General features: G+C 69.7%; 27 protein-coding genes. 7 read left to right on the forward strand and 20 right to left on the reverse strand.

The features are described from left to right. Positions 1-3: 3 nt before the first annotated feature. From O7632_RS28375 to O7632_RS28405, 7 genes are all read right to left on the reverse strand, one after another. Positions 4-414, reverse strand: coding sequence for a type II toxin-antitoxin system VapC family toxin (locus O7632_RS28375; protein ID WP_278118746.1), 411 nt, complete (start codon positions 412-414; stop codon positions 4-6). 11 nt (positions 415-425) lie between these two features. Next, positions 426-671 carry a type II toxin-antitoxin system prevent-host-death family antitoxin gene (locus tag O7632_RS28380; protein WP_278118748.1) on the reverse strand — a complete coding sequence of 82 codons (246 nt, stop codon included), beginning with the start codon at positions 669-671 and terminating at the stop codon, positions 426-428. A gap of 293 nt (positions 672-964) precedes the next feature. After that, a complete protein-coding gene (rnhA, locus tag O7632_RS28385; protein WP_278118750.1) occupies positions 965-1,477 on the reverse strand; it encodes a ribonuclease HI in 513 nt (170 codons plus the stop codon). Positions 1,478-1,571: 94 nt separating this feature from the next. Continuing rightward, entirely contained in the window at positions 1,572-2,192 is a 621-nt protein-coding gene (locus tag O7632_RS28390; RefSeq protein ID WP_278118752.1) for a response regulator transcription factor, read from the reverse strand. After that, complete coding sequence (locus O7632_RS28395; protein WP_278118754.1) at positions 2,189-3,436, reverse strand: sensor histidine kinase; 1,248 nt, start codon at positions 3,434-3,436, stop codon at positions 2,189-2,191. The genes O7632_RS28390 and O7632_RS28395 overlap by 4 nt, the downstream gene beginning before the upstream one ends. A 32-nt stretch (positions 3,437-3,468) precedes the next feature. Further along, complete coding sequence (locus O7632_RS28400) at positions 3,469-4,230, reverse strand: ABC transporter permease (protein ID WP_278118757.1); 762 nt, start codon at positions 4,228-4,230, stop codon at positions 3,469-3,471. Then, the gene (locus O7632_RS28405) at positions 4,230-5,135 is read right to left on the reverse strand and encodes an ABC transporter ATP-binding protein (RefSeq protein ID WP_278118759.1); all 906 of its coding nucleotides are present in this window, start codon (positions 5,133-5,135) and stop codon (positions 4,230-4,232) included. Before O7632_RS28405 ends, O7632_RS28400 begins: the two co-directional genes overlap by 1 nt. A gap of 117 nt (positions 5,136-5,252) precedes the next feature. Between O7632_RS28405 and O7632_RS28410 the strand changes: the two genes are divergently transcribed. Beyond that, a complete protein-coding gene (locus O7632_RS28410; protein WP_278118761.1) occupies positions 5,253-5,438 on the forward strand; it encodes a hypothetical protein in 186 nt (61 codons plus the stop codon). Here O7632_RS28410 and O7632_RS28415 read toward each other — a convergent pair. Continuing rightward, on the reverse strand, positions 5,415-5,624 hold the full coding sequence (locus O7632_RS28415) for a helix-turn-helix domain-containing protein (RefSeq protein ID WP_278120464.1): 210 nt from the start codon (positions 5,622-5,624) through the stop codon (positions 5,415-5,417). The two genes, O7632_RS28410 and O7632_RS28415, sit on opposite strands and share 24 nt — an antisense overlap. 180 nt (positions 5,625-5,804) lie before the next feature. Here O7632_RS28415 and O7632_RS28420 point away from each other — a divergent pair, with 180 nt between their 5' ends. Beyond that, on the forward strand, positions 5,805-6,104 hold the full coding sequence (locus tag O7632_RS28420; RefSeq protein ID WP_278118762.1) for a hypothetical protein: 300 nt from the start codon (positions 5,805-5,807) through the stop codon (positions 6,102-6,104). 268 nt (positions 6,105-6,372) lie between these two features. On the opposite strand, the gene O7632_RS28425 is transcribed toward O7632_RS28420, so the two are convergent. Next, positions 6,373-6,711: a hypothetical protein gene (locus tag O7632_RS28425; RefSeq protein WP_278118764.1), complete on the reverse strand. Its 339-nt coding sequence runs from the start codon at positions 6,709-6,711 to the stop codon at positions 6,373-6,375. A gap of 102 nt (positions 6,712-6,813) precedes the next feature. Next, positions 6,814-7,839, reverse strand: a complete 1,026-nt coding sequence (locus tag O7632_RS28430; RefSeq protein WP_278118766.1) for a WYL domain-containing protein — start codon at positions 7,837-7,839, stop codon at positions 6,814-6,816. 65 nt (positions 7,840-7,904) lie between these two features. Here O7632_RS28430 and O7632_RS28435 point away from each other — a divergent pair, with 65 nt between their 5' ends. Together O7632_RS28435 and O7632_RS28440 are read left to right on the forward strand one after the other, a co-directional pair. Then, positions 7,905-8,588, forward strand: a complete 684-nt coding sequence (locus O7632_RS28435) for an alpha/beta hydrolase (RefSeq protein ID WP_278120466.1) — start codon at positions 7,905-7,907, stop codon at positions 8,586-8,588. Positions 8,589-8,632: 44 nt separating this feature from the next. Then, positions 8,633-9,130, forward strand: coding sequence for a YcxB family protein (locus O7632_RS28440; protein ID WP_278118768.1), 498 nt, complete (start codon positions 8,633-8,635; stop codon positions 9,128-9,130). Positions 9,131-9,229: 99 nt separating this feature from the next. Here O7632_RS28440 and O7632_RS28445 read toward each other — a convergent pair whose 3' ends face one another. Further along, positions 9,230-10,177 (reverse strand): WYL domain-containing protein, encoded by a 948-nt coding sequence (locus tag O7632_RS28445; RefSeq protein ID WP_278118770.1) that lies wholly within the window; start codon positions 10,175-10,177, stop codon positions 9,230-9,232. 63 nt (positions 10,178-10,240) lie between these two features. Between O7632_RS28445 and O7632_RS28450 the strand changes: the two genes are divergently transcribed. Continuing rightward, positions 10,241-11,185 (forward strand): alpha/beta hydrolase, encoded by a 945-nt coding sequence (locus O7632_RS28450; protein WP_278118772.1) that lies wholly within the window; start codon positions 10,241-10,243, stop codon positions 11,183-11,185. A gap of 36 nt (positions 11,186-11,221) precedes the next feature. Continuing rightward, positions 11,222-11,671, forward strand: a complete 450-nt coding sequence (locus O7632_RS28455) for a suppressor of fused domain protein (RefSeq protein WP_278118774.1) — start codon at positions 11,222-11,224, stop codon at positions 11,669-11,671. Between the two features lie 313 nt (positions 11,672-11,984). On the opposite strand, the gene O7632_RS28460 is transcribed toward O7632_RS28455, so the two are convergent. From O7632_RS28460 to mtnK, 7 genes are all read right to left on the reverse strand, one after another. Further along, on the reverse strand, positions 11,985-13,013 hold the full coding sequence (locus O7632_RS28460) for an ABC transporter permease (protein WP_278118776.1): 1,029 nt from the start codon (positions 13,011-13,013) through the stop codon (positions 11,985-11,987). After that, complete coding sequence (locus O7632_RS28465; RefSeq protein WP_278118778.1) at positions 13,010-14,608, reverse strand: sugar ABC transporter ATP-binding protein; 1,599 nt, start codon at positions 14,606-14,608, stop codon at positions 13,010-13,012. The genes O7632_RS28460 and O7632_RS28465 overlap by 4 nt, the downstream gene beginning before the upstream one ends. An 8-nt stretch (positions 14,609-14,616) precedes the next feature. Beyond that, on the reverse strand, positions 14,617-15,768 hold the full coding sequence (locus tag O7632_RS28470; RefSeq protein ID WP_278118779.1) for a sugar ABC transporter substrate-binding protein: 1,152 nt from the start codon (positions 15,766-15,768) through the stop codon (positions 14,617-14,619). Between the two features lie 91 nt (positions 15,769-15,859). Next, positions 15,860-16,687, reverse strand: coding sequence for an N-acyl homoserine lactonase family protein (locus O7632_RS28475; protein WP_278118781.1), 828 nt, complete (start codon positions 16,685-16,687; stop codon positions 15,860-15,862). Beyond that, positions 16,684-17,352: a DAK2 domain-containing protein gene (locus tag O7632_RS28480; protein WP_278118783.1), complete on the reverse strand. Its 669-nt coding sequence runs from the start codon at positions 17,350-17,352 to the stop codon at positions 16,684-16,686. Before O7632_RS28480 ends, O7632_RS28475 begins: the two co-directional genes overlap by 4 nt. Continuing rightward, positions 17,349-18,344, reverse strand: coding sequence for a dihydroxyacetone kinase subunit DhaK (locus O7632_RS28485; protein WP_278118784.1), 996 nt, complete (start codon positions 18,342-18,344; stop codon positions 17,349-17,351). The genes O7632_RS28480 and O7632_RS28485 overlap by 4 nt, the downstream gene beginning before the upstream one ends. Beyond that, a complete protein-coding gene (mtnK, locus tag O7632_RS28490) occupies positions 18,344-19,498 on the reverse strand; it encodes an S-methyl-5-thioribose kinase (protein ID WP_278118786.1) in 1,155 nt (384 codons plus the stop codon). The genes O7632_RS28485 and mtnK overlap by 1 nt, the downstream gene beginning before the upstream one ends. A 196-nt stretch (positions 19,499-19,694) precedes the next feature. On the opposite strand from mtnK, the gene O7632_RS28495 reads away from it, so the two are divergent. Further along, complete coding sequence (locus tag O7632_RS28495) at positions 19,695-20,450, forward strand: GntR family transcriptional regulator (RefSeq protein ID WP_278118788.1); 756 nt, start codon at positions 19,695-19,697, stop codon at positions 20,448-20,450. On the opposite strand, the gene O7632_RS28500 is transcribed toward O7632_RS28495, so the two are convergent. Further along, positions 20,419-20,832 carry a hypothetical protein gene (locus O7632_RS28500; RefSeq protein ID WP_278118790.1) on the reverse strand — a complete coding sequence of 138 codons (414 nt, stop codon included), beginning with the start codon at positions 20,830-20,832 and terminating at the stop codon, positions 20,419-20,421. The two genes, O7632_RS28495 and O7632_RS28500, sit on opposite strands and share 32 nt — an antisense overlap. Further along, positions 20,798-21,127, reverse strand: a complete 330-nt coding sequence (locus O7632_RS28505; protein ID WP_278118791.1) for a hypothetical protein — start codon at positions 21,125-21,127, stop codon at positions 20,798-20,800. Before O7632_RS28505 ends, O7632_RS28500 begins: the two co-directional genes overlap by 35 nt. Between the last annotated feature and the right edge of the window lie 3 nt (positions 21,128-21,130).

Below are 21,130 nucleotides of genomic sequence, written 5' to 3' on the forward strand. Positions count from 1 at the left end.
TGGTCAGGGACGCGGGACCGACCGTACGTCGACCAGGTCGGTCAGGCCTACGAAGTCGTCCGGGTTGGTGATGTAGAGCGGCAGCCCGTCGACCATAGCCACCGAGGCAATCATCAGGTCGGCGAGCCGACGACGAGGCTTTCGGCCGGCACCGAGCACGGCCGCGCAGATCATTGCGTACGCACGGTCGGCCTCCGCGTCGAACGGCAACGGGTCGAAGGTGGCCTCGGCGTGCTGCAGGACGTTGAGTCGGCGCGCCCGCTCGGTCGGGTCGTCGGTGTGATGCGGGCCAGCCGACAACTCCGCGAGGGTGACCGTGCTGATCACGAGTTCGTCCGGCAGGTGATCGGGGTCGAGCGCGGCCAGATGCACGACGACGTTCGTGTCGATCAGGCCACGGCGGACGGGTCTCACCAGTCACGGTCTCACCAGTCACGGTCGAACGGATCCTGGTCGACGGCGTCGTCGAGGTCGGCCCGGAACCGCTCGGCGTCGAGGACCGGGGCAGTGGCGAAAGCGGCCATCGCCTCAGCCCGTGGGGCGAAGGTCCGTCTCCGGAGTGGGATGAGCCGGGCGATCGGGGTGCCGTTGCGGGTGATGACGTACGACTCGCCGCGCTCGACGCCGCGCATGATCGCACCGGACTCGGTTCCGATCGTGGTCGCCGGCAACCTTGACCGAGGTCGCCGCCATCCTCAGCGAGGTCACCGGTCGGACCATCACCGCTCCGGTCCTCACCCCGCAGGAAGCGGTGGAACGCGGCCTGCCGCCGTTCGCGGTCAACGCCGCCGAGCAGATCAACGAGAACGGCTCCCCCGCGCGTCCGGAGATCGCCCAGGCGCTCGGCCTGCCCACCACCGACCTGCGTACCTTGGCACGACGGCCTTCTCCTGATCCGCAGCGGTGGGCGGGCCGGTCGACCTACCCGCAGATCCACTCAGGACAACCAGTGCACGGCAAGCGGTCACCGCCGGGTACGGCGGCGGGGCTGCGGCACCGGCGGGAGCGGGACCCCGGCGGCCTCCAACGCGTCCCGCTGACCGCGCGCGGCGAGCCGGTCGGCGCGTTCGTTCTCCACATGACCGGCGTGGCCCTTCACCCAATGCCAGACGACCTCGTGATGCCGGGCGACGGCGGCGTCGAGCTCTCGCCACAGGTCCTCGTTCTTGACCGGCTCGCCCGCCTTTGTCCGCCAGCCGTTGCGTTTCCAGTTCGCCATCCACGACATGACACCGTTACGGACGTACGTGCTGTCGGTGTAGAGGTCGACGGTGGACGGGCGGGTCAGCGCGGCCAGCGCCCGGATCGGGGCGGTGAGTTCCATCCGGTTGTTCGTCGTCGCGCCGGCCTCACCGCCGCACAGTTCCTTCTCTGCCGCGCCGTAGCGCAGCAGGGCACCCCAACCGCCCGGCCCCGGATTGCCGCTGCACGCGCCGTCGGTCCAGATCCCCACCCGCGTCGTCGCCACCCCCGTCACCCGGACAACCTACCGTGACCGGGGCAGAGCCCGGCCCGGCGCTGTCGGCAGGCGTGCCGCGTACCGGCCGGCCGGCCGTCCCGCTGCCTGTCGGCTAGCGCAGCAGGCCGCGCCGGTACCCTTCGGCGACAGCGGCAGCCCGGTCCCGGACCCCGAGCTTGTCGTAGATGTGCTGCAGGTGGGTCTTGATGCTCGCCTCGCTGATGAACAGCAGTCTCGCCGCTTCCCGGTTGGCGGCACCGTCGGCGACCAATTGGAGCACCTCACGCTCCCGGCTGCTCAGCGCCAGTCCGGTCGGCCGGCGGACCCGGCCCATGAGCTGGCCCGCGGCCGAGGGCGCGAGGACCGACTCGCCGCGGTGGGCGGCCCGGACGGCACGGATCAGTTCCTCGGGTGGGGTGTCCTTGAGCAGGTAGCCGGTGGCGCCCGCCTCGACCGCCGGCAGCACGTCGGTCTCGCTGTCGAAGGTGGTGAGCACCAGTACGCGTACCGAGGGTGCGGCCCCGGCGAGGGCGGCGATCGCCTGTACGCCCGACATCTGCGGCATCCGCAGGTCCATCAGCACCACGTCGACCCGCAGCCGTACGGCCTCGGTCACCGCGTCCCGACCGTTGGCGGCCTCGCCGGCCACCTCGATGTCGGGCAGGTCCGCGAAGGCGCCCCGAAGTCCGTTGCGGACGATCGGGTGGTCGTCGACGATCAGGATGCGGATCATGCCGCCACCGTCGGGATCGCCGGCACCCGTACGCTGATCGCGGTGCCCTCGCCCGGGCCGCTCTCGATCTCCATCGCACCTCCCACGCTGCGGACCCGCTGCACCATGCTCCGCAGGCCGAAGCCCTGGTCCGAGCCGCCGCTCATGCCCTGCCCGTCGTCGCGGATGTCGAGCAGCACCACGTCGGTCAGGTAGGACAGGGTCAGCCCCACCCGGGACGCGTCCGCGTGGCGGGCCACGTTGTGCAGCGCCTCCTGCGCGACCCGCAACAGGGTGACATCGATGGCCGGGCTCAGCGCGACCTGTTCGCCGGTGACCTCGAACCGCAAGGCTATGCCGGTGTCGTCGGCCCAGCGCCGGGCCAGCTCGCCCAGGGCCGCCGGCAGGTGGGCCGCCTCCAGTTGGCGCGGCTGCAGTGCCTGCACCGACCGGCGGGCCTCGTCCAGGCTCTCCCGGGCCAGGGCCAGCGCCCGGTCCACGTGCTCACGCGCCCGGTCCACGTGCTCACGCGCCGGAGTCGGCGAATGCCAGACCCGCTGGGCAGCCTGCACCTGGGTGATGATGCCGGTCAGGCCCTGCGCCAACGAGTCGTGGATCTCCCCGGCCATCCGCTGCCGCTCGTCGCGCACGCCGGCCTCGCGGGCCTGGGCCAGCAGTTGGGCATGCAGCCCGGCGTTCTCCTCCAACGCCGCCTCCAGCCGGGCGACCAACTGCTGGCGCCGCTCGTGCTGCTCGGCGCTCCGCTCGGCCAGCACGATGCCGGCGCTGATCGCCACGGTCTGGATCACGATCACCCCCAGGTAGGTGCCGAGCGACTGCACCGTCGCGGCCGGTGTCTCGGTCGCCATCGTGTTGATGACGACCGAGGTGCCGAGCACGCCGGCCGCCCCCAGCGGCCACGGTCGCAAGTGGTACGCGTGGAGGAACCCGGTGATGGCGAAGAGCAGGAAGATCACGTCACGGGCCATCAGGGCGACGCTGAACGTGAGCAGCCCGGCGAAGTAGATCAGCGTCGGCAGGGTCCGGCGGCGGTCCGGCGGCACCCGGGTGTGTCCCAGATACACCCACCCGGCGGTCGCCCCGACCAGGCCCAGGGTGATCGCATGGTCGCGCGAGGTCCGGCCGGGCTGGGTCAGGGCGATCGCCGTCGAGGCGGGCAGCAGCAGCCAGGGCACCAGGACGAGCAACCTGTCGTACCAGCGGTCCCAGCCGGGGCCGGTGTCACCGCTCGTCGAAGCTCGCACCTTCGCCTCGCTCCCGGTGGAACAGCTGTGGCTCACTCCCAACGGAACAGCTTCGCCGCCGCACCGCCGGCGGCGACCGCGATCAGCGCCATTATCCCGAGTCGCAGCAGCTGCGACGAGCCTGCCGCCCCGGCCTGCGCCACCGCGTCACCCGACCAGCCGTACAGCAGCGACTGCACCCCGGGCGGCGTGTAGTCGCCGAGGCGCATCAAGAAACCCGGCAGGAGAAACCGCGGCAGGAAGACACCACCGGCGAACATGGTCACCATGTACACGACCATCGCCAGCCCGTTGGCGACCCGGGCCGTGGGCGCGACAGCGGCGATCAGCATGGCGATCGCCAGCACCGCGCCGAACCCGAGCAGGAACGCGGCCGCGAACCCGAACGGCCGTCGCGGCGGTGGCACGTCGAGGACCAGCCAGGCCGAAACGATCAGGAGTACGGCGGCAACGACTGCGGCGGCCAGGGCGACGATGAGCTGCGCGGCCAGCACCGTACCGGGGTGGACCGGAGTGGTGGACATCCGGCGGAGGATGCCCCGCTCCCGGTAACCGGCCACCGTCGCCGGGATGTGGTGCAGCCCGACGATGCCGAGGCCGAGCACGAGCGCGCTCGGTGCCCAGAGTTCCACGAACCGGACTCCGCCGAACTCCGGCGACGGTTCCCGCAGCGCGGGGACGGCACCGAGCCCGAGCAGGATCGCGGTCGGGAACAGCACCCCGAAGACGACCGCCATCGGCTCCCGCAGGAACAGCTTCGCCTCGGCGACGGTGAGTCTGTACAGCGCGGACATCAGGCAGACTCTTTTCGGGTGAGGGTGACGAATGCGTCGTCCAGGCTGGTCTGCTCGACCCGCAGGTCCCCGGCGATGATGTGCTGGCGGGCTAGGACCGAGGTGACCGCCTGCAGCAGGTTTCCGGTGCCGGTCACCACCATCTGCTGCCCGTGGTGCCGGACGCCGGTCACCTCGGGCAGGTCGGTCAGCAGCCGCTCGTCCAGTGCCGCTGACGGCCGGAACCGTACCCGCTGCTCGGCCGCAACTGACGCGACCAGGCCGGCGGGGGTGTCGAGCGCGACCACCCGGCCGGCGTCGATCAGCGCGAGTCGGTCACCGAGCCGCTCCGCCTCGTCCATGAAGTGGGTGACCAGCACGATTGTCACGCCGGTGTCGCGTACCTGCTCGACCAGGTCCCAGGTGTCCCGCCGGGCCTGCGGGTCGAGCCCGGTGGTCAACTCGTCGAGCACCGCGACGGTGGGTCGGCCGGCCAGAGCGAGCGCGACCGACAGTCGCTGCTGCTGCCCGCCGGAGAGCTTCCGGTACGGGGTGTCACGCTTGCCGGCGAGCCCGAGCATGTCCAGCAGCCGCCGCCCGTCGGCCGGCTCGCGGTAGAACGACCGGTACAGATCCATCGCCTCAGCCACGGTCTGCCGGTCCGGCAGCCGGTGCTCCTGCAGCTGCACCCCGACCTTTTCCCGTAGCTCACGCCGGTCGCGTCGCGGATCGAGACCGAGCACCGTGACCCGGCCACGATCGGGGGTACGCAGGCCGCTGACGCATTCGACGGTGGTCGTCTTGCCGGCGCCGTTCGGACCGAGGATTCCGAAGATCTCACCCGCCTCGACGGTGAACGACACGTCGTCGACGGCGACCGTGTCCCCGTACCGCTTGTGGAGGTTCGTCACCTCGATGACCGCCATGGCGGTAAGCGTCACCCGCCGCCGGGGGTGCCGGATCGTCCAGCCGGCACCGAGGTCGGTCGATCCGGGCGTCAACCGATCGGTTGACTCATCATGCGCACGATCGGTTGACTCATCGTGCGCACGATCGGCGGGGCACTGGGCGCCCAAGCGGTGCCGGCGTTCGTGACGTCGGCCCTGGCGGCCGGCACGTCCAGTCCGGCCGAGTCCGGCTACGCCACCGCCTTCGTCGTCTCGGCGGCGGTCATGGCCGCTGCGGCGCTCGCCGCGCTGGCCGTATCAGGTTCTCGCCTTGCCGCCTGACGCGACGCGGTCCATGTTCGCCTCCGCCCAGCTCTTGATGGCGATCATGACCGGGAACAACTCGTGGCCGAGCGGGGTGAGCGCATAGTCGACCCGGACCGGCACCGACGCGGTGACCGTACGGGTGACCAGGCCGTCGCGTTCCAGCGTCCGCAGGGTCTGGGTGAGCATCGGCGACGAGGTCATCGGCTTCTCGCCGTGGCTGCAGACCACGACCGGTGCCCACGCGGAGTACGTACTGCTCGATGCCGCCTGGCTGACCTCCGCACCCGCCGGTGTCCCCGCCACCGAGGCCGCGACTCTGCCGGTCAATGGTCTCGCCGCCGCACAGGACTCGACCTGCTCGCGCTCCCGGCGGGTGCGACCGTGCTCGTCACCGGCGCCGGCGGGCAGGTCGGCGGGTTCTTCCTGGCGCTGGCCCGCGCGGCCGGCCTGCACGCCGCCGGGCTCGCCGAAAACGACGACCGCGAGTTCGTCGAGTCGCTCGGCGCGACCTTCCTCCCGCGCTCCGACGAACCGACGGGGACGTTCGACGCGGTCGTCGACCTGGCGGTGATCGGCTCGACGCTGCTGGAACGGGTCCGCGACGGCGGCGGTTACGTGGCCGCGACGGTGCCCTGGTCGAGGTCACCGTGTTGGACGCCGTACCCGACATCCTTGACCTGACCGACCGGATCAACGGCCTCGCGGAGCCGATGCCAACCGACCTGTACGACGGCTGAACCCGCCAGCCTTCCTCCGCGGCCGTCCGCACGCGCGCGGGCTGTACGACGGTCTCGGGTTCCGGGAGCTGTCGCGGGACGCGCCGCTGATCAAAGCCGCTACCGCGAGCTGAGGACTGACTCGTTCGGGCAACACGGCCGTCAACTGTGGTTTCGACGGGTGTCGAGGTCACGCAGGGCGAAGCGGAGATGTTCCCACTCCTCGTCCAGGATCACGTGCAGGCAGTGCAGTACGGACACGGTGTGCTCGGGTGACCAGGCGCTCGGACGTGGCTCGGCGAGCACATCCGCCGTGACGGTCGCGAGAAAGTCCCGGACCATGGCCTGCCGCTCGGCTCCCGTCCGGGGAATCGCCGGTCGAGTTCCGCCTCGACGAACGGCACGACGTCGACCCCGTTGACCAGCAGGGCCCCGTCGGCAAGCCACGGCGCGTCGATGTCCAACCCGCGTACGTCGACGCCGCGCATCACCGCGCCGGCCAGCGTCGACCTGTCGAACCGGGCACCTCGCAGGTCCCGGTCGACGAAGCGGATGACGTCCTCCCCAGCCATGGTGCCCTTTCCTCCGGCGATCCGGCTCCGGCGATCGGGCGATGCTAGCGCCGCGGTGCGACGACGTGGGTGCTCCGGCGTCGGTCGTCGGTTCATCGCCGGTCAATCGCCGGTCGCGCTCCCGGACGCTGATGGCGGAAGCGGCGCGTTGACAGGCGGAAGCGACCCGCTGGCCGGCGGGAGTGCCGCGCTGAAGCGGGCCGCGACCGTGGCGACGGCCGCCCGCAGTTCGGGGCCTTTTTCCACGGTGAAGCCGAACGGGACGACAGCCAGCCACTCCTGGGCGTACATCGCGGGGTTGCGGGTGCTGCCGACCAGGACGCACCGGTCGCCGGCCGGAGTGAGGCGGCCCATCGGCGGCCGGATCCACGGGGCCACCCGTTCCTGCGGCGCGTGGAACACGACCCGGGTGGGGTACTGCCAGCCCACGCCGAGATGCGCTTCGAGGGCGGCGACCGGTTCCAGGTCGTCGGGCGGGATGAAGCCGTGCGGCAGCTGCCGTACGGCCCGGACCCGGTCGATCCGGTAGGTGCGTACCGCGTCGGCGCGGTGCGAGTGGCACAGCAGGTACCAGCGTCGGTGCCGCACCACGACCGCCCACGGGTCGACCTCGGCGTCGTACTGCCCGCCGCTCTCGCCGCGATAGGTGATCGCGACGCGGCGCCGGTCGGCGACGGCGGTGACCAGGGCGTTCGTGATGGCCGGGTCCGTATGGGCCGCATGCCGGTCAGGGGTGGCCGAGGCGTACCCCCGAAGGGCTGCCGCCTGCCGGCCGACGCTGTCGGGCAGAGCCCGGATGACCTTGCTGAGCGCCACGCCGATCGGGTCGTCGGGGTCGATCGCGGCGGGCTGCCCGTCGAGTACGGCCATTACCAGGCCGAGGGCCTGTTCCTGGGTGAAGACGACCGGCGGCAGCCGGGTGCCCCGGCCGAGCCGGTAGCCGCCGTACGGCCCTCGGACCGATTCGACCTCGATCCCGGCCTCCCGAAGGATCCCGACGTAGCGTCGCGCGGCCCGTTCCGTCACGCCCAGCGCGGCGGCGAGCTGGTCGGCTGTGACGCCCGGGCGTTCCCGCAGGATCTCCAGCGTTCGGATGGCGCGGGCGGTCGGGCTCGGTCCGGTGCGCACAGCCCAGACCATACCGGAAGTAGAACGTCCGGAATCGCCGTTAGGTTGAGGCCATGACTGATGCCTTGACCGCAGAACAGATCGTGCTCATCGGTGGTTTGTGGCTCGACGGGTCGGCGTGGACCGACGTCGCCGCCGAGCTGGAGAAGATGGACCGGCGTCCGGTGCCGGTGACCCTGCCGGGGCAGGGCGACGGGAACACCGCCGCGACGCTCGACGACCAGCTGGCCACGGTGCTCGCCGCCGTGGACGCAGCCCCCGGCAGGTCGGTGGTGGTGGGGCACTCGGCTGCCTGCAGCCTGGCCTGGATGGCGGCCGACGCCCGGCCAGAGCGGGTGGCGAAGGTCGTGCTGATTGGTGGCGTCCCGGCGGTCGACGGAGACACGTACGCCGACTTCTTCGAGGTCGACGGCGGTGTGGTGCCGTTCCCGGGCTGGGAGCCGTTCGAGGGCGCGGACGCGGCCGACCTGGACGAGCAGGCCCGGCGGGACTTCGCGGCGGCGGCGGTCCCGGTCCCCGAGGGCGTGGCCAAAGGCGCCGTACGGCTGACCGACGAGCGGCGGTTCGACGTACCGGTCGTGCTGGTGTGCCCGGAGTTCACGCCGGCCCAGGCGCAGGAGATGATCGCCGCCGGGCAGGTGCCCGAGCTGGCCCGGGCCAAGGATCTCGACCTGGTCGACATCGACTCCGGGCACTGGCCGATGCTCACCCGACCCGCGGATCTCGCCCGGATCCTCGCCGAGGTCTAGCTACGGACAGCGGCGTTGGCGGGTGTGGGCACTATCGTGCTGGGGTGCGTATCCGTTTCGATGTCCCCGCCGATCCCGACTACCCCGGCAAGGCGGCCGCCGCGCTCAGCCGGGTGCGGCTGCGGAAGTACGCCTACATCGGCGCGGCGCTGGCGGCGGCCGGGGCGGCCGGTTACGTCGCCGCGCGGGAGTACGGCTGGGGTGAGCAGTTCTCGCTGCTCTGGATGTCGCTGGTCACCGCCGGGGTGCTGTCGATGCTGTACGGGCCGTGGGTGCGTTCGCGGGCCCGGCGCCGGTCCGGCGAGTACGCGGTCGACGGCGGCTACGACATCACCGACGACACCATCACGATGCGCAGCGGTACGGAGTTCGGCGACATCGCCTGGGACAGGGTCAGCAAGGTGGTCGACACTCCCGGATTCTGGATCGTGTACGTGGGCCGGATGCCGGCGACCGTGATCCCCCGTGAGTTGATGTCCGCCGACGACGTCGAGACGTTGCGGGACTTCATGGTCAACCGTGGCCTGCTCCAGACTGGGTGACGGCGGGTCTCAGCCGGTGCGGGCGCTCTCAGCCACACCGCTCACGAGCTCTCAGCCGTACCGCTCGACGAGATCTCAGCCGTACCGCTCGACGAGATCTCAGCCGTACCGCTTGACGAGCGCGGTGCCGATCGCGGCCAGGTGGCCCCGCACACCCGGTGGGCCGGTCACTTCGAGCCATTCGACCTGCCAGGCGAGCTCGCCGGCGAGCGAATACTCGCTGTAGCCGCGGATCACGACCTCGATGCGGCCGTCGGCCGTGGGGCCGCCCACCTCGAGCCGATCACCGAGCGCCATCCGGAGCGTGCCGATCCCGTCGGGTGCGCAGACCGCCTGGATCTCGACGGGCATCCGGCTGCGGTCGACCTCGTCGGTGATCTCCCGCCAGCTGCCGGCGAGGTCGAAGTCCGCAGGTCGGTGCACTGGATCGTCGGTCGGGTCGACGGACGACACCCGGTCGATCCGGAAGGTCCGCCGGCCGGCCTCGGTGGTGGCGACGAGGTACCACCACGGAGCTTTGGCGACGATGCCCAGCGGGTGGACGGTCCGCTCGGTGTCGGCGCCGGTGCTGTCGACGTAGCCGAGCCGTACCTGGACGCCCCGGATCACCGCGTCCTGGAGTTCGTCGAGGAAGCGGGGCGGTGGGCGGTCGACCCGGCTCGCCCCCCACCGTTGCGGGTCGACGGCGATCGACGACGCGGCCGCCTCGGCCTGCGCCCGGAAAGGCTCCGGCAGGGCGCGGACGAGTTTGCGCAGCGCTGATCGCACGGCCGGCGTCGTGGTCGAGGCCGGGCCGGCGACCAGGAACAGGGCGCGGGCCTCGCTCGCGGTCAACCCGGAGAGATCGGTACGGGCACCGCCGACGAGGCGCCAGCCGCCGCCTCGGCCCTGTGTGGCGTACACGGGCACCCCGGCCATGGCCAGGGCGTCGAGGTCGCGGCGGGCGGTGCGCTCGGAGACCTCTAGCTCCCGGGCGACCTCCGCCGCCGTCACCTGCTCGCGCTGCTGCAACAGCAGGAGTACGGCCACCAGCCGGTCGGTGCGCATGCCGCCAGGATTGTCAGATAAACCGGTCATGAGGTGACCGGTTTAGGTCGGCACGATGGCGGCATGAATTTTCCCGAACCCAGTCTTGTCCCCGTCAACGGCGTCAAGCTCGAAGTCTTCGAGGCTGGCCGACAGAATGCCGGAAAGCCGATCGTGCTCTGTCACGGCTGGCCGGAGCATGCCTTCTCCTGGCGTCACCAGGTGCCGGCCCTGGCTGCGGCGGGCTACCACGTCATCGTCCCGAACCAGCGCGGCTACGGCAATTCGTCCCGACCGACCGAGGTGACCGACTACGACATCGCACACCTGTCGGGTGACCTCGTCGCGCTGCTCGATCACTACGGGTACGACGATGCCACCTTCGTCGGCCACGACTGGGGCGCGATGGTCGTCTGGGGGCTGACCCTGCTGCATCCGGACCGGGTCAACAGGGTGATCAACCTGAGCCTGCCGTACCAGGAGCGCGGCGAGACACCCTGGATCGAGCTGATGGAAGCCGTACTCGGCGGCGACTTCTACTTCGTCCACTTCAACCGACAGCCGGGTGTCGCGGACGCCGTGTTCGACGAAAACACCTTCCAGTTCCTGCGCAACCTGTACCGGAAGAACCTGCCCCCCATGGAGCCTCGGCCCGGCATGGCGTTCATCGAGCTGGCCCGAGCGGAAGCACCGCTCGGTGATCCGGTGATGAGCGACAGCGAACTGGCCGTCTTCGTCTCCGCCTTCGAGTCGACCGGGTTCACCGGCAGCATCGACTGGTACCGCAACCTCGACCGCAACTGGCACCTGTTGGCGGACGTCGACCCGATCATCCGGCAGCCGACGCTGATGATCTACGGCGATCGGGACACGATCGCGAAGTCCGACCGACTGGCCGACTTCGTGCCCAACGTGGACGTGGTCACCCTGGACTGCGGCCACTGGATCCAGCAGGAGAAGCCGGAAGAGACGACCCATGCGATCCTGCAGTGGCTGCAACAGCAGGAAACCTCCGTCCGCGTCGGTTGATCCGACAATTGACGTACTCGTCTAGGCTCCGGCGTCATGGACGAGTCGCGCGGGTCGGGTGTGCTGCGTCATCAGCCACTCCACGACGGATTCGTGGCGGCGCACGGGTCACAGCAGGTCTTCGCTGACGCGATCGGACGCCACATCTCCGACCACTTCGGCCCGGTCGAGTTCGTCTCCCACGAGTTCGTCTCCCACCTGGTCGGGGTGCACATCTACGTCGTGGCACCGACCGAGAAACGCCCGTGCTGGACGCTGGTCACCTCGGGGATGAGCGAGCTGTCGATGACCGTCCCGCCGGGTCACGACATCAGCCCGTACGCCGAACTGACGCTCAGCCTACCGGCCGACTGGCCGCTGACCGCGACGGCCGGACCCGATGACGCGACCGGGTGGCCGCTGCACGTCCTCAGGCAGGTGGCCCGGGTGGCAGGAGTCCGGCAACACATCGTAGTGCGCGATCGTCCGCCCGATTGCCGCCTGTAGCGGTGCCGGTCGGCCATCTTGAGTCCGAGAGCGCGGTTCCTCGAACTGACCGTTGGCGCAAGTAGCTGCCAACCCGGAGAGCTGGGTCTCGGCGTGGCCGAGCGCACCGGCCCGGGCCTCGCACTCCGGGTTCCTCCATCCACCCCGGTCGGCTCTCCGAGGTTGCCCGGTGGTGAGGAACGCCATGGCCGCTACGCAGCTTGACATTCGACCTGCTGGGCGTCTGCATCGACCCTGGTTGGACGAAATCCGCTCAGTTCCGTCCGATGCGGGACGGGCTCCCGGGCCAGGGCTCGCTCAGGGAACGCCTGAATCAGGCCGCGACGCTCACCTTGCGCGCCTCGGCCCTGGACAGGATCACCGCGAGCAGCAGCACGCCGCCGTTGAAGATCGGCTGCACCCAGAACGGCACACCGAGCAGGCTCAGGCCGTTGAAGCCCACGGCGAGCAGGAGGATGCCGACGACCGAGCCCACCACGTTGTACCGTCCGGGCCGATATGTCGTCACGCCCAGAAACGCGGCGGCGTACGCGGGCAGCAGCAGGTCCGGGCCGTAGCCGGGGCTGGCGCCGCCGCTCTGCCCGAGCGCGATCACCGAGCCGACGCCCACCAACAGTCCGCTGAGCATGAAGGCCGCGATCTTGAGCCGTCGGGTGCGCAGACCGGCCAGGAACGCCACCCGTTCCGATCCGCCGACCGCGTACCAGGAGCGGCCGACCGGCGTCCGCTCCAGCATGTAGAAGAGGACGGCCGCAACCGCCAACGCGAGCCATACGGCGACCGCCAGCGGGCCGGCGTAGGAGTTGCCGATGCCGGTGACGAACTCGGGAATGCCGGTGAAGAGCACCTTGCCGCCGCTGACTCCCTGGTTGAGCCCTTGCAGCACGATCCCGATGCCCAGTGTGGCGATGAACGAGCTGATGCCGACGCTCACCGTCAGGAGTCCGTTGACCAGGCCGACCAAGGCCCCCCCGAGGATCATCACCGGGACCACCACCTCGGCACCGAACCCGTGCCCGGCCAGGAACGCCCCGAGAATCGCCAGGAACCCGATCATGTACCCCACCGACAGATCGAATTCGCCCACGATCAGCGGGAACATCACGCCGAAGGTCATCAACGCGATGATCGCCTGTTGGATCAGCACGTTCTGCACGTTGCGCAGCGACAGGAACGAGTCGGTGGTCGCCGAGAAGATCACGATGAGCGCGAGCAGGAGCAGCACCGATCCGAAGCTGCGGCTGTGCGACACCAGGCTGCGTAGGCCACCTCCCGGCCTGGAAGGGCTCCCGGCGGACCGGTCCGCCGCGACCTCGGCCCGCTTGCTTTCCGAAACCGTCATTGCTCGCTCCGCTCGACGAGATTCTCCAGAGTCAGGTCGGCACCGCTGAGTTCGGTGCCGATCTTTCCGTTGCGTAGCACGATCACCCTGTTGCAGATCCGGACCAGCTGTTCTGGCTCCGTCGAGAAGAACAGCACGCAGACACCGCGACTGGCGGCGTCCTGGGTGGCCTCGAAGATCGTTTCCCGGGCCGCCGGGTCGACGCCGTATGTGGGATCGCCGAGGACGAGCACCGTCGGCCGCATCAGCAGCCATTTTCCGAGCAGCACCTTCTGCTGGTTGCCGCCGGACAGGCCGCCGAAATGGCTCTCGGGCGTCGGCGGGCGTACGTCGAACGCCCTGATCACGGCCCGTACGACCCGGTCCTGCAGCTGCGGCCGGTGCCAGTAGCGCCCGAGCGCGGGAAGCACCACGTTCTCCTCGACGGTCAGTGCGGGCACCCCTCCGGCACGCAGCCGGTCGGCGGCGATCGCGGTCAGGCCGGCCGCGATCATCCGACGGGGATCGCCGCCTTCGGTGAACGTGACACCGGGCAGTTCGACGCGCGCGTCCCGCCACGCCAGGTCGCCGGAGAGCAGCCGGGGCAGATCTTCCACGCCGCTGCCGCGCAGCCCGGCGAAGCCGACGATCTCCCCGGCGGTAGCCGTGAACGAGCAGTCCCGCAGGTGGCCGCCGTGCAACCCGGAGACCTCGATGGCGGGCGTGGGCCGCTCGCCCGGCTGCGGCTCATGGCGCGTCGGCGCCGAGTTCCACAGCTGCGACAGACGGTCGCTGGTCCGCTCGCTGACCGACACCGAGTGCCCGGCGGCGGTGTCCTTCTCGCCGACCATCTCGGCGACCAGTTCGTTGTTGGGGCGACGCGGACCGCCGGCCTCGCGGTAGACCACGTGACCTGCCCGCAGGACGGTGATGTCGTCGGCGACGCGTAGCTCGGCCATCCGGTGCGTCACCATCACCACCCCGACGCCCATGTCCGCCACGGCACGGAGCCGCTCCAGATGCCGGCCTGTCTCGGACTCCGGAATCGCGGCGGTGACTTCGTCGACGATCAGAAGGCGCACCGTCGGCGACGAGTTCCGTGACTCGTCGAACAGATCGCCGACGACGATGGCCAGCGCCAGGCCGGCCCGGTCGGCTGGGCCGAGCGATCCGCACAGGTCGGTGGCGCGCACCGGCACGTCCATCCGGTCCAGCAATGCCTGCACGTGGCGGCGCAGCCGGCCCCAGGCGATCGGCGCCAGGTTCCGCGTCCCGTAGCCGCGGAACATGGCGACCGCCTCCGCCACGGTCAGCGAGTCGATCAGCGGCGCCTCCTGGTGCACCACCCGCACGCCGCGCTCGGCGGCTCCGGCCGGCGAGCCGAAGCTCGCCAGCCGGGCGCCGTCCATCACCATGGCCCCGCCGTCCGGCTGGTAGACGCCGCTCATCACCTTGACCAGCGTCGACTTGCCGCTGCCGTTCGCGCCCAGCAGGGCGTGGATCTGGTGCGGGGCCACGTCGAGGTCGACATGGTCGAGGGCGACCAGTTCACCGAATACCTTCGTAACGCCATCCAGCGATAGCACGGACGTGGTGTCCACATCGGTCGAAGCCATGGTTGCTGTCACTTCCAGAGAGCGATGAACTTGCTCTCGTACTCGTAGGGGGCGGTCCAGCTGGTGTCGCCGTCCGGCAGGTTGGTCTCGTCCAGCACCCGGAACGGGAGTCCTTCACCGAGCGGCTCGATCAGCGGCTGGTTGTTGAGCAGGCGAATCGACTGGTCGACGATGGCGAAGCCCATGTACGTGTTGTCGTACGCGGCGTCGGCGGCCTGCACCTGTCCGTCGCGGATGAACTGCAGGTTCTGCGCGTTGCCCAGAACACTGACGATCTTCACCTGGTTGCCCAGGCCGGCCGTCTGCAGGGCGGTCACCTGAGCCGCCGCGGGCGGGTCGAAGGCCGAGTAGATGTAGTCGACGTCGGGATTCGTCCGCACGTAGTTGACCGTCTGCGGGCCGAGGGAACTGGCGATCTGGGTCGCGGTGAAGTACATGACCTCGGACACCGTGCAGCCGCCGCAGGCCTGCAGCGCGGGCACGATGCCGCTTTCCTGGGCGTTGATCGAGTCGAACTCCTTGTCGCCGTAGACGGCGATGTTGGCCTCGCCCTTGGAGTCGGCGATCACCCACTGGGCCAGGTGCTCGCCCAGCTTCTTGTAGTCCGGCGAGACATCGAACTCCGGCCACACCTCGCCGGGCTGTGGCTCGATCGTGGCGTTCGGCGAGCTCAGTCCGGATGAGCCGGAGACGATGAGGGCACCTGCGTTCTTGGCTGCCTGCAGGCCGGACTGCACGGCGCTGGGAGTGATGGCGATCAGCGCGATCACGTCGGCGCCCCACGAGACCGCGTTCAGGATCTGGGCGTTCTGGGTGTTCGGGGTGCCGCCGCCGTCGAAGGTGCGGGCTTCCCAGCCGATCGCGCTCGCGGCCTTCTCGATGCCCTCCGCGGGGATGACACAGCCTTCCAGGATGCTGTAGCAGGTGATCGCCGCGATCTTGATGCCGGACGGTGCCTGGGCCGGGGTGGTCGGTCCCTCGTAGGTCGCGGGGACCATCTCACGGGCCGCGTCCATCATCGCGGAATAGTCGACGCCGGAATCGTCCGAACCATCGCTGTCGTCAGCGGCACCGTTACCGTCGCCGGTGCCGCATGCCGCGAGGGCGAGTGCAACGACCGCCGCCAGTGCGGCGAATCGGCCGCCATGCCGTACCTTCACCGGAATCTCCTTTGCTTCGATGCGTGTCGGGGGGTGGGGTGTGCCGTGGCTGCGGCCACGGCATGGATCGGTTGAAGCGAAACCGTTCGCGTCATGCCGTCTCGGCGGCGCCCGTTCCGCGCCCGGGGAGAGTCTCGATGGAGCCGGGTAGCGGCCCGCTGCCGATCGCCGGAATCATCGGGAAATTTGAATCCTGGTATTTGCTGATATTTGGGTCATGGTTCATCAGCACTCGTTGCGCACTTTCGCGGATGCGCTCCAGCGAGGCGAAACCCTCCTCGATCGAGGTCGCTCCGCCCGGCGGCGCCGGTCGCCAGAAGCTCTCCGGCAGGCAGGCCGCGTCACCGGCGACGCAGAGCGTGCCCTCTTCCGTCTGGATCACCACCGACTGGTGGCCCTTGCTGTGCCCGGGCGTCTGGATCAGCCGTACTCCCGGCAACACGTCGTAGTCGTCGACGGAGATGAGCTGGTAGTCGAGGTAGTCGACCGACTCGTCGGTCCACTCGAAGTCGTACAGCTTGGTCTGCGACGGGATCGGGTTCTTCGCGTACTCCCACTCGACTCGCGACACCACGAACCGGGCGTTCCGGAAGCTGGTGTTGTTCTCCGCGTGGTCGTAGTGCAGGTGTGAGTTGATGACCACGTCGACGTCGGACAGCGACCAGCCGATCTCGGCGAGCGCGGTCTCGATCGTCTCGTCGCGCTCCGCCCAGCACGGATTGAGCTCGCGGTCCCATTTGTCGTGGTCCCGTATCCCGGTGTCGACGAGCATCTTGACGCCGTTGCCCTCGACAGCGGCCGCCCACACCGGAAGATTGATCTTGCTTCCGAAGCCCGACATGTACGTCATAGCGGCTTTGTCCACGCCCAACGTACCGAGCTTCAACGCGGTCACCTTGTAGGTCTGCAACCTGGTCACTGCTCCGCCTCCTCAGAGTTCTCCCGCTCCGGTACGCGCACCGGGGCGGCACGCTCGATCGCCTGCAGAAACCGCAGGTAGGCAGTGGCACCGCCATCGGGATGACCGATGGTCCGTTCACCCACCCACGCGGCCCGGCCCCGCTGCGACTGCAGCCCGGCGGTTTCGGTCACCGCCTGCCGCGCGGCGTCGATCATCTCGGCCAGCACGCCACGTGCCTCGTCGTTCGGGTTCTGCGCCCGGCGCAGCACCTCGGTGGTAGGAACCAACGCGTCGACGATCGTCTTGTCGCCGATCTGTGCCCCGCCGCGCGCCTGGATGGCCGCGGTCGCGGCCTCCAGCAGAGTCAGCGCTCCGGCGCGGTCCAGGCCGGGCGCGTCGCCGAGCGCGCGAGCGCCGGCCAGCAGGCCGGCGGCCACCAGCGCCGACATCGTGGACGGGTTGGCCGAGGCGAACCGCTGGGCAATGATCCGCAGTGTCTGTGCCGGGGTGGCGTCGTCCGGCAGACTCCGCACGCCTTCACGAGCGGCGCGGGCGCCGTCACTGACGGTGATCCCGAGATCGCCGTCGCCGATGGCCGCGTCGAGGTCGCGCAGTTCGTCCCGGGCGGCCTCCAGGGTTCGCAGCGCGTCGTCGAGCAGCAGGCGCAGGTCGGTGGCGTTCACTGGACGAAGAAGGGTGAGGAGGCCGGGGCCTCGACCAGTTCGGACAGTTCGTCGTCCAGTGCCATCACCGAGATCGACGCACCAGCCATCTCCAGGCTGGTGGCGTACTCGCCGATGTACTTCCGGGCCACTCGCAGCCCGAGCTTGTCCAGCCGCTGCTCGGTACGCGCGTAGAGCAGGTACAGTTCCTCCAGCGGCGTGGCGCCGAGCCCGTTCACCAGCACCGCGACGTTGCCTCCGGCGCCCGGTTGGACCTCGGCCAGGATTGCGTCGAGCAGCCGGTCCACGACCCGGTCGGCGGTCTCCAGCGGGCCTCGGTGAGTGCCCGGTTCGCCGTGGATGCCGACGCCGATCTCCATCTCACCGTCCGCCAGTTCGAAGGTCGGCTTCCCGGCGGCCGGAAGGATCGTCGGCGACAGGCCGACACCGGCGGTACGGGTCGCGGCCACCGCCTTCGCCGCGATCCGAGCGACCTCGGCGAGGTCGTCGCCACGCTCCGCCGCGGCGCCCGCGCACTTGTAGCCGAGCACCATGCCGGCCACGCCTCGACGGGATTCGGCGCGCTCAGCCGGCGCGCTCAACACGTCGTCGGTGACCAGGACGGTCCTGACCGCTGTGCCGTCCAACTCGGCCAGGTCGGCGGCGAGACCGAAGTTGAGCACGTCGCCGCCGTAGTTGCCGATCAGGTGCAGCACGCCGCGGCCGGAGTCGGAAGCCTTGGTCGCGGCGAGAACCGCCTCCGACGACGGTGATGAGAACACGTTGCCGACGGCGACGCCGGAACACAGCCCGACCCCGACGTACCCGAGGAAGACCGGAAGGTGTCCAGACCCGCCACCGGTGACGATGCCGACGCGATCTCCCGGCGCGTCGGCGCGCACCAGTGCGCGGCGCTGATCAGGCACCCGCCGCAGTCGATCCGGATGCGCCAGCAGGATGGCGTCAAGGACCTCGTCGACGAAGTCGTCGGGGTCGTTGATGAGCTTCTTCATCAGCGGGTCTCCTCTCCGATGGCGCGATGCCAAAGGTCGTCGAAGTGGTGCACGGGGCTGCCGAGGATGAGGGCCCGACCACAGTCGATGGCGTGGGTGGACGCTTCGACGCGAGCGTCGATCGGCAGGATGTCGATGTCTTTCGCGTGAGCCAGGCCGACGACGCGGCGGATCATCTCCATACCGGCGAAGCGGGCCGCGTCGGTGAGCAGGTGGGCCAGGAACCGGTGGTACCAGGGTTCGGACGGGTCCCAGCGGCGGCGCATCTCGTCAACGAGCGCGTTCCAGTAGGCCAGCGCGCAGGTGTCGAGGAAGCGGCAGAAGGCGGCGTTGCCCGAGGACCGGTGCGCCAGGCGCGACAGCGCCAGGTTGGCCAACAGCACTCCCGGATCGAATCCGGACGGTCCGAAGAACGCGAACTCGAAGTCGATGATGCGCGTATCGCCGGGCTTGATCATCACCGAGCCGGTGTGCAGATCGCCGTGGATCAGCGCTTCGTCCCTGGTCTTGAAGGAGAAGCGCAGCTCGGCGGCGGCAGCCCGCAGCGGGCGATCCCGGCGCAGCTCTGTCACCCGGTCGGCGATCCCCTCGACGTAGCGGTTCGACTCCGCGTCGATGTACGGCGCGGTGAAGACGAGGTCCTCGGTGACCAGGCACAACTCGGAGTAGACGAAGCTGCGCTTGAGCGTCCGTCGTTGTCGGCTCGGCAGTATCACATCGCTGGTGCCGAGGATGATCGCCGCCGAGTAACGGCCCACGGACTCGGCGACGTCCGCGATCTCCTGTCCGGCGATGAGGGCCTCGCGCCAGGTGAGGTGCTCGGTCAGGTCTTCCAGGACCAGTGCCGACAGTGCGTCGTCGAAGTGGAGCAGTTGTGCGGGGCGACCGGGGGCGAGCTTGTTGTGAATCTCGATGGCCTCGGCCTCGATACGGGCCCGGTGGCGGGTCAGCGGCCAGGACTCGCCGGCCACCCGCAGATACGGCAGCGCCTGCTTGACGATCACCGATCCGGACTCACCGTGGACGCGGAAGACGACGTTGAGGTTGCCGTCGCCGATCTCCACCGCGCTGACCGGCACGCCTTGGAGGTACGGCGCGGCGAAGCCGAGCACCGACTCAGCGTCAAACGGAATATAGTGCTCATTCTTCGCCATAGCTATCTCCTTCACATTTCACCTCCTACCACTACCCGACTTCCCCGGCACCATCGGCGAACGTTGCCCGCAAGTACCGCCCCTGTTACGGAGACCCGCCTTGGCCAAGACTTGTCTGACATCAGACGTCTGTCAAGAGGCACCTTTCGGTGTGTAGACTGCCCACGACGGGTGTTTGGACGTTTGGAGGAACCCGGTGACCGTTCCGGCAGGCCGCGCCAAGCTCGGGGACCGCAAGTCCCTGCCCGTGCGGCTGGCCGAGGATCTGCGTGATCGGCTCGCCAGGCGCGAGTGGCGGCAGGGCGATCAGCTGCCCACGGAGGCCGAGTTGGTGACGGCGTACGGGGTCTCGCGCGCGACCGTACGGCAGGCGCTGAAAACTCTGGAAAGTCAGGGTTTGATCATCACTCACCGGGGCCGGGGCAGCTTCGTCGCCGACGATTCGATGATCCGGGCCGGAATGCAGGAGCTGACCTCGATCACGTCGACCATCCGGGAGATGGGCCACGTACCAAAGATGATCTATCATCATCGGGTCGTCCGCCCCGCGAAACCGGACGAGTGCGACACGTTCGACCTGCCTGAGAACGCCGAGGTGCTGGACATCCAGCGCAAGATCCTCGCCGACGACATCACCGTCTGCTACTCGTACGACGTACTCCCCCGCTGGGCGTTCCCCGCTGACTTCCAGGCCGCCGATCTGACCGGCTCGGTCTTCGCGTACCTGGCTGAACACGGTGGACCGACGCCCCTACGGGCGCTCGCGCGGGTGCACGCCGTGACACGCCCCGAGGTCGTCTGGGACAAGGAAGGTCTCGCCGACGACCAGTTGTTCGTGCTACTCGATCAGCTGCACTACGACCAACGTAGTCGGCCGTTCATGCACACCACCAGCTACTTCATCGAGGGCCGGTTCAACTTCACAGTGGTCCGGACCAGCCCAGGTCGGTGATTCGATGGGCATCTGGTGCGGGGGTGGGCAGGTCGTCGAGGGTCACGGTGCCGTGCAGCAGCTCGACGACCCGGTCGGCGCTGATCACGCCGCGCCGGTAGGCACGCACCACCGCCTGCGCGTACGCCGGGGCGAGCGCTGGCGGCTGAAGCTCCTGGACGAACCGCACGCCACGGACCTCGAGGTAGTCGCCGACGGTCGGCCGCTGCACGTGCAGCAGGTCGCGCTCGGCCCGGGAGATCAGCTCCAGGGTGTACGCGTGGGAAACGGCCGCCGACCAGCTCACCCGGTATTCGGCCGCCAGGACGAACAGCCGTTGACGGGGATACTCCCACTCGCCCGACAGCTCAGCACAGCGGGACCTGACCGACAGCCCTGGCACCAGGCTGCAGGGCTGCGGCCGTCAGCGTCAGTGTTCCGACGTCGGCGAGCAGCTCGACGTCGCGGCTGACCTGGTCCAGCACGTCTTCCAGCCCCTGCGCGTCTTCGTCGGGCGAGATCCCGGCCCGCCGGCTGGCAAGGGTCTCCGCCGGGGCGGTGAGAAACCACTCGACGGTACGGCCGAGCAGCTCGGCGATCCGCGGCGGCGCGTCGAGCCGGAGCAGAAGGTCGGCGACCTGAGCTGGTAGCGGCCGCAGCGCCGGGTCGTCCAGGGCGTGGCGCAGCGTCAATGGCATGCA

The sequence above is a fragment of the Solwaraspora sp. WMMD406 genome (assembly GCF_029626025.1).
Classification (GTDB): Bacteria; Actinomycetota; Actinomycetes; order Mycobacteriales; family Micromonosporaceae; genus Micromonospora_E.

Coding starts and splice junctions, on each gene's coding strand:
- O7632_RS28390 (WP_278118752.1), bottom strand. CDS start 2,192: ATGATCCGCATCCTGATCGTCGACGACCACCCGATCGTCCGCAACGGA.
- O7632_RS28400 (WP_278118757.1), bottom strand. CDS start 4,230: ATGTCCGCGCTGTACAGACTCACCGTCGCCGAGGCGAAGCTGTTCCTG.
- O7632_RS28405 (WP_278118759.1), bottom strand. CDS start 5,135: ATGGCGGTCATCGAGGTGACGAACCTCCACAAGCGGTACGGGGACACG.
- O7632_RS28415 (WP_278120464.1), bottom strand. CDS start 5,624: ATGACCTCGTCGCCGATGCTCACCCAGACCCTGCGGACGCTGGAACGC.
- O7632_RS28425 (WP_278118764.1), bottom strand. CDS start 6,711: ATGGCTGGGGAGGACGTCATCCGCTTCGTCGACCGGGACCTGCGAGGT.
- O7632_RS28445 (WP_278118770.1), bottom strand. CDS start 10,177: ATGCGCACCGACCGGCTGGTGGCCGTACTCCTGCTGTTGCAGCAGCGC.
- O7632_RS28450 (WP_278118772.1), top strand. CDS start 10,241: ATGAATTTTCCCGAACCCAGTCTTGTCCCCGTCAACGGCGTCAAGCTC.
- O7632_RS28455 (WP_278118774.1), top strand. CDS start 11,222: ATGGACGAGTCGCGCGGGTCGGGTGTGCTGCGTCATCAGCCACTCCAC.
- O7632_RS28460 (WP_278118776.1), bottom strand. CDS start 13,013: ATGACGGTTTCGGAAAGCAAGCGGGCCGAGGTCGCGGCGGACCGGTCC.
- O7632_RS28465 (WP_278118778.1), bottom strand. CDS start 14,608: ATGGCTTCGACCGATGTGGACACCACGTCCGTGCTATCGCTGGATGGC.
- O7632_RS28485 (WP_278118784.1), bottom strand. CDS start 18,344: ATGAAGAAGCTCATCAACGACCCCGACGACTTCGTCGACGAGGTCCTT.
- mtnK (WP_278118786.1), bottom strand. CDS start 19,498: ATGGCGAAGAATGAGCACTATATTCCGTTTGACGCTGAGTCGGTGCTC.
- O7632_RS28505 (WP_278118791.1), bottom strand. CDS start 21,127: ATGCCATTGACGCTGCGCCACGCCCTGGACGACCCGGCGCTGCGGCCG.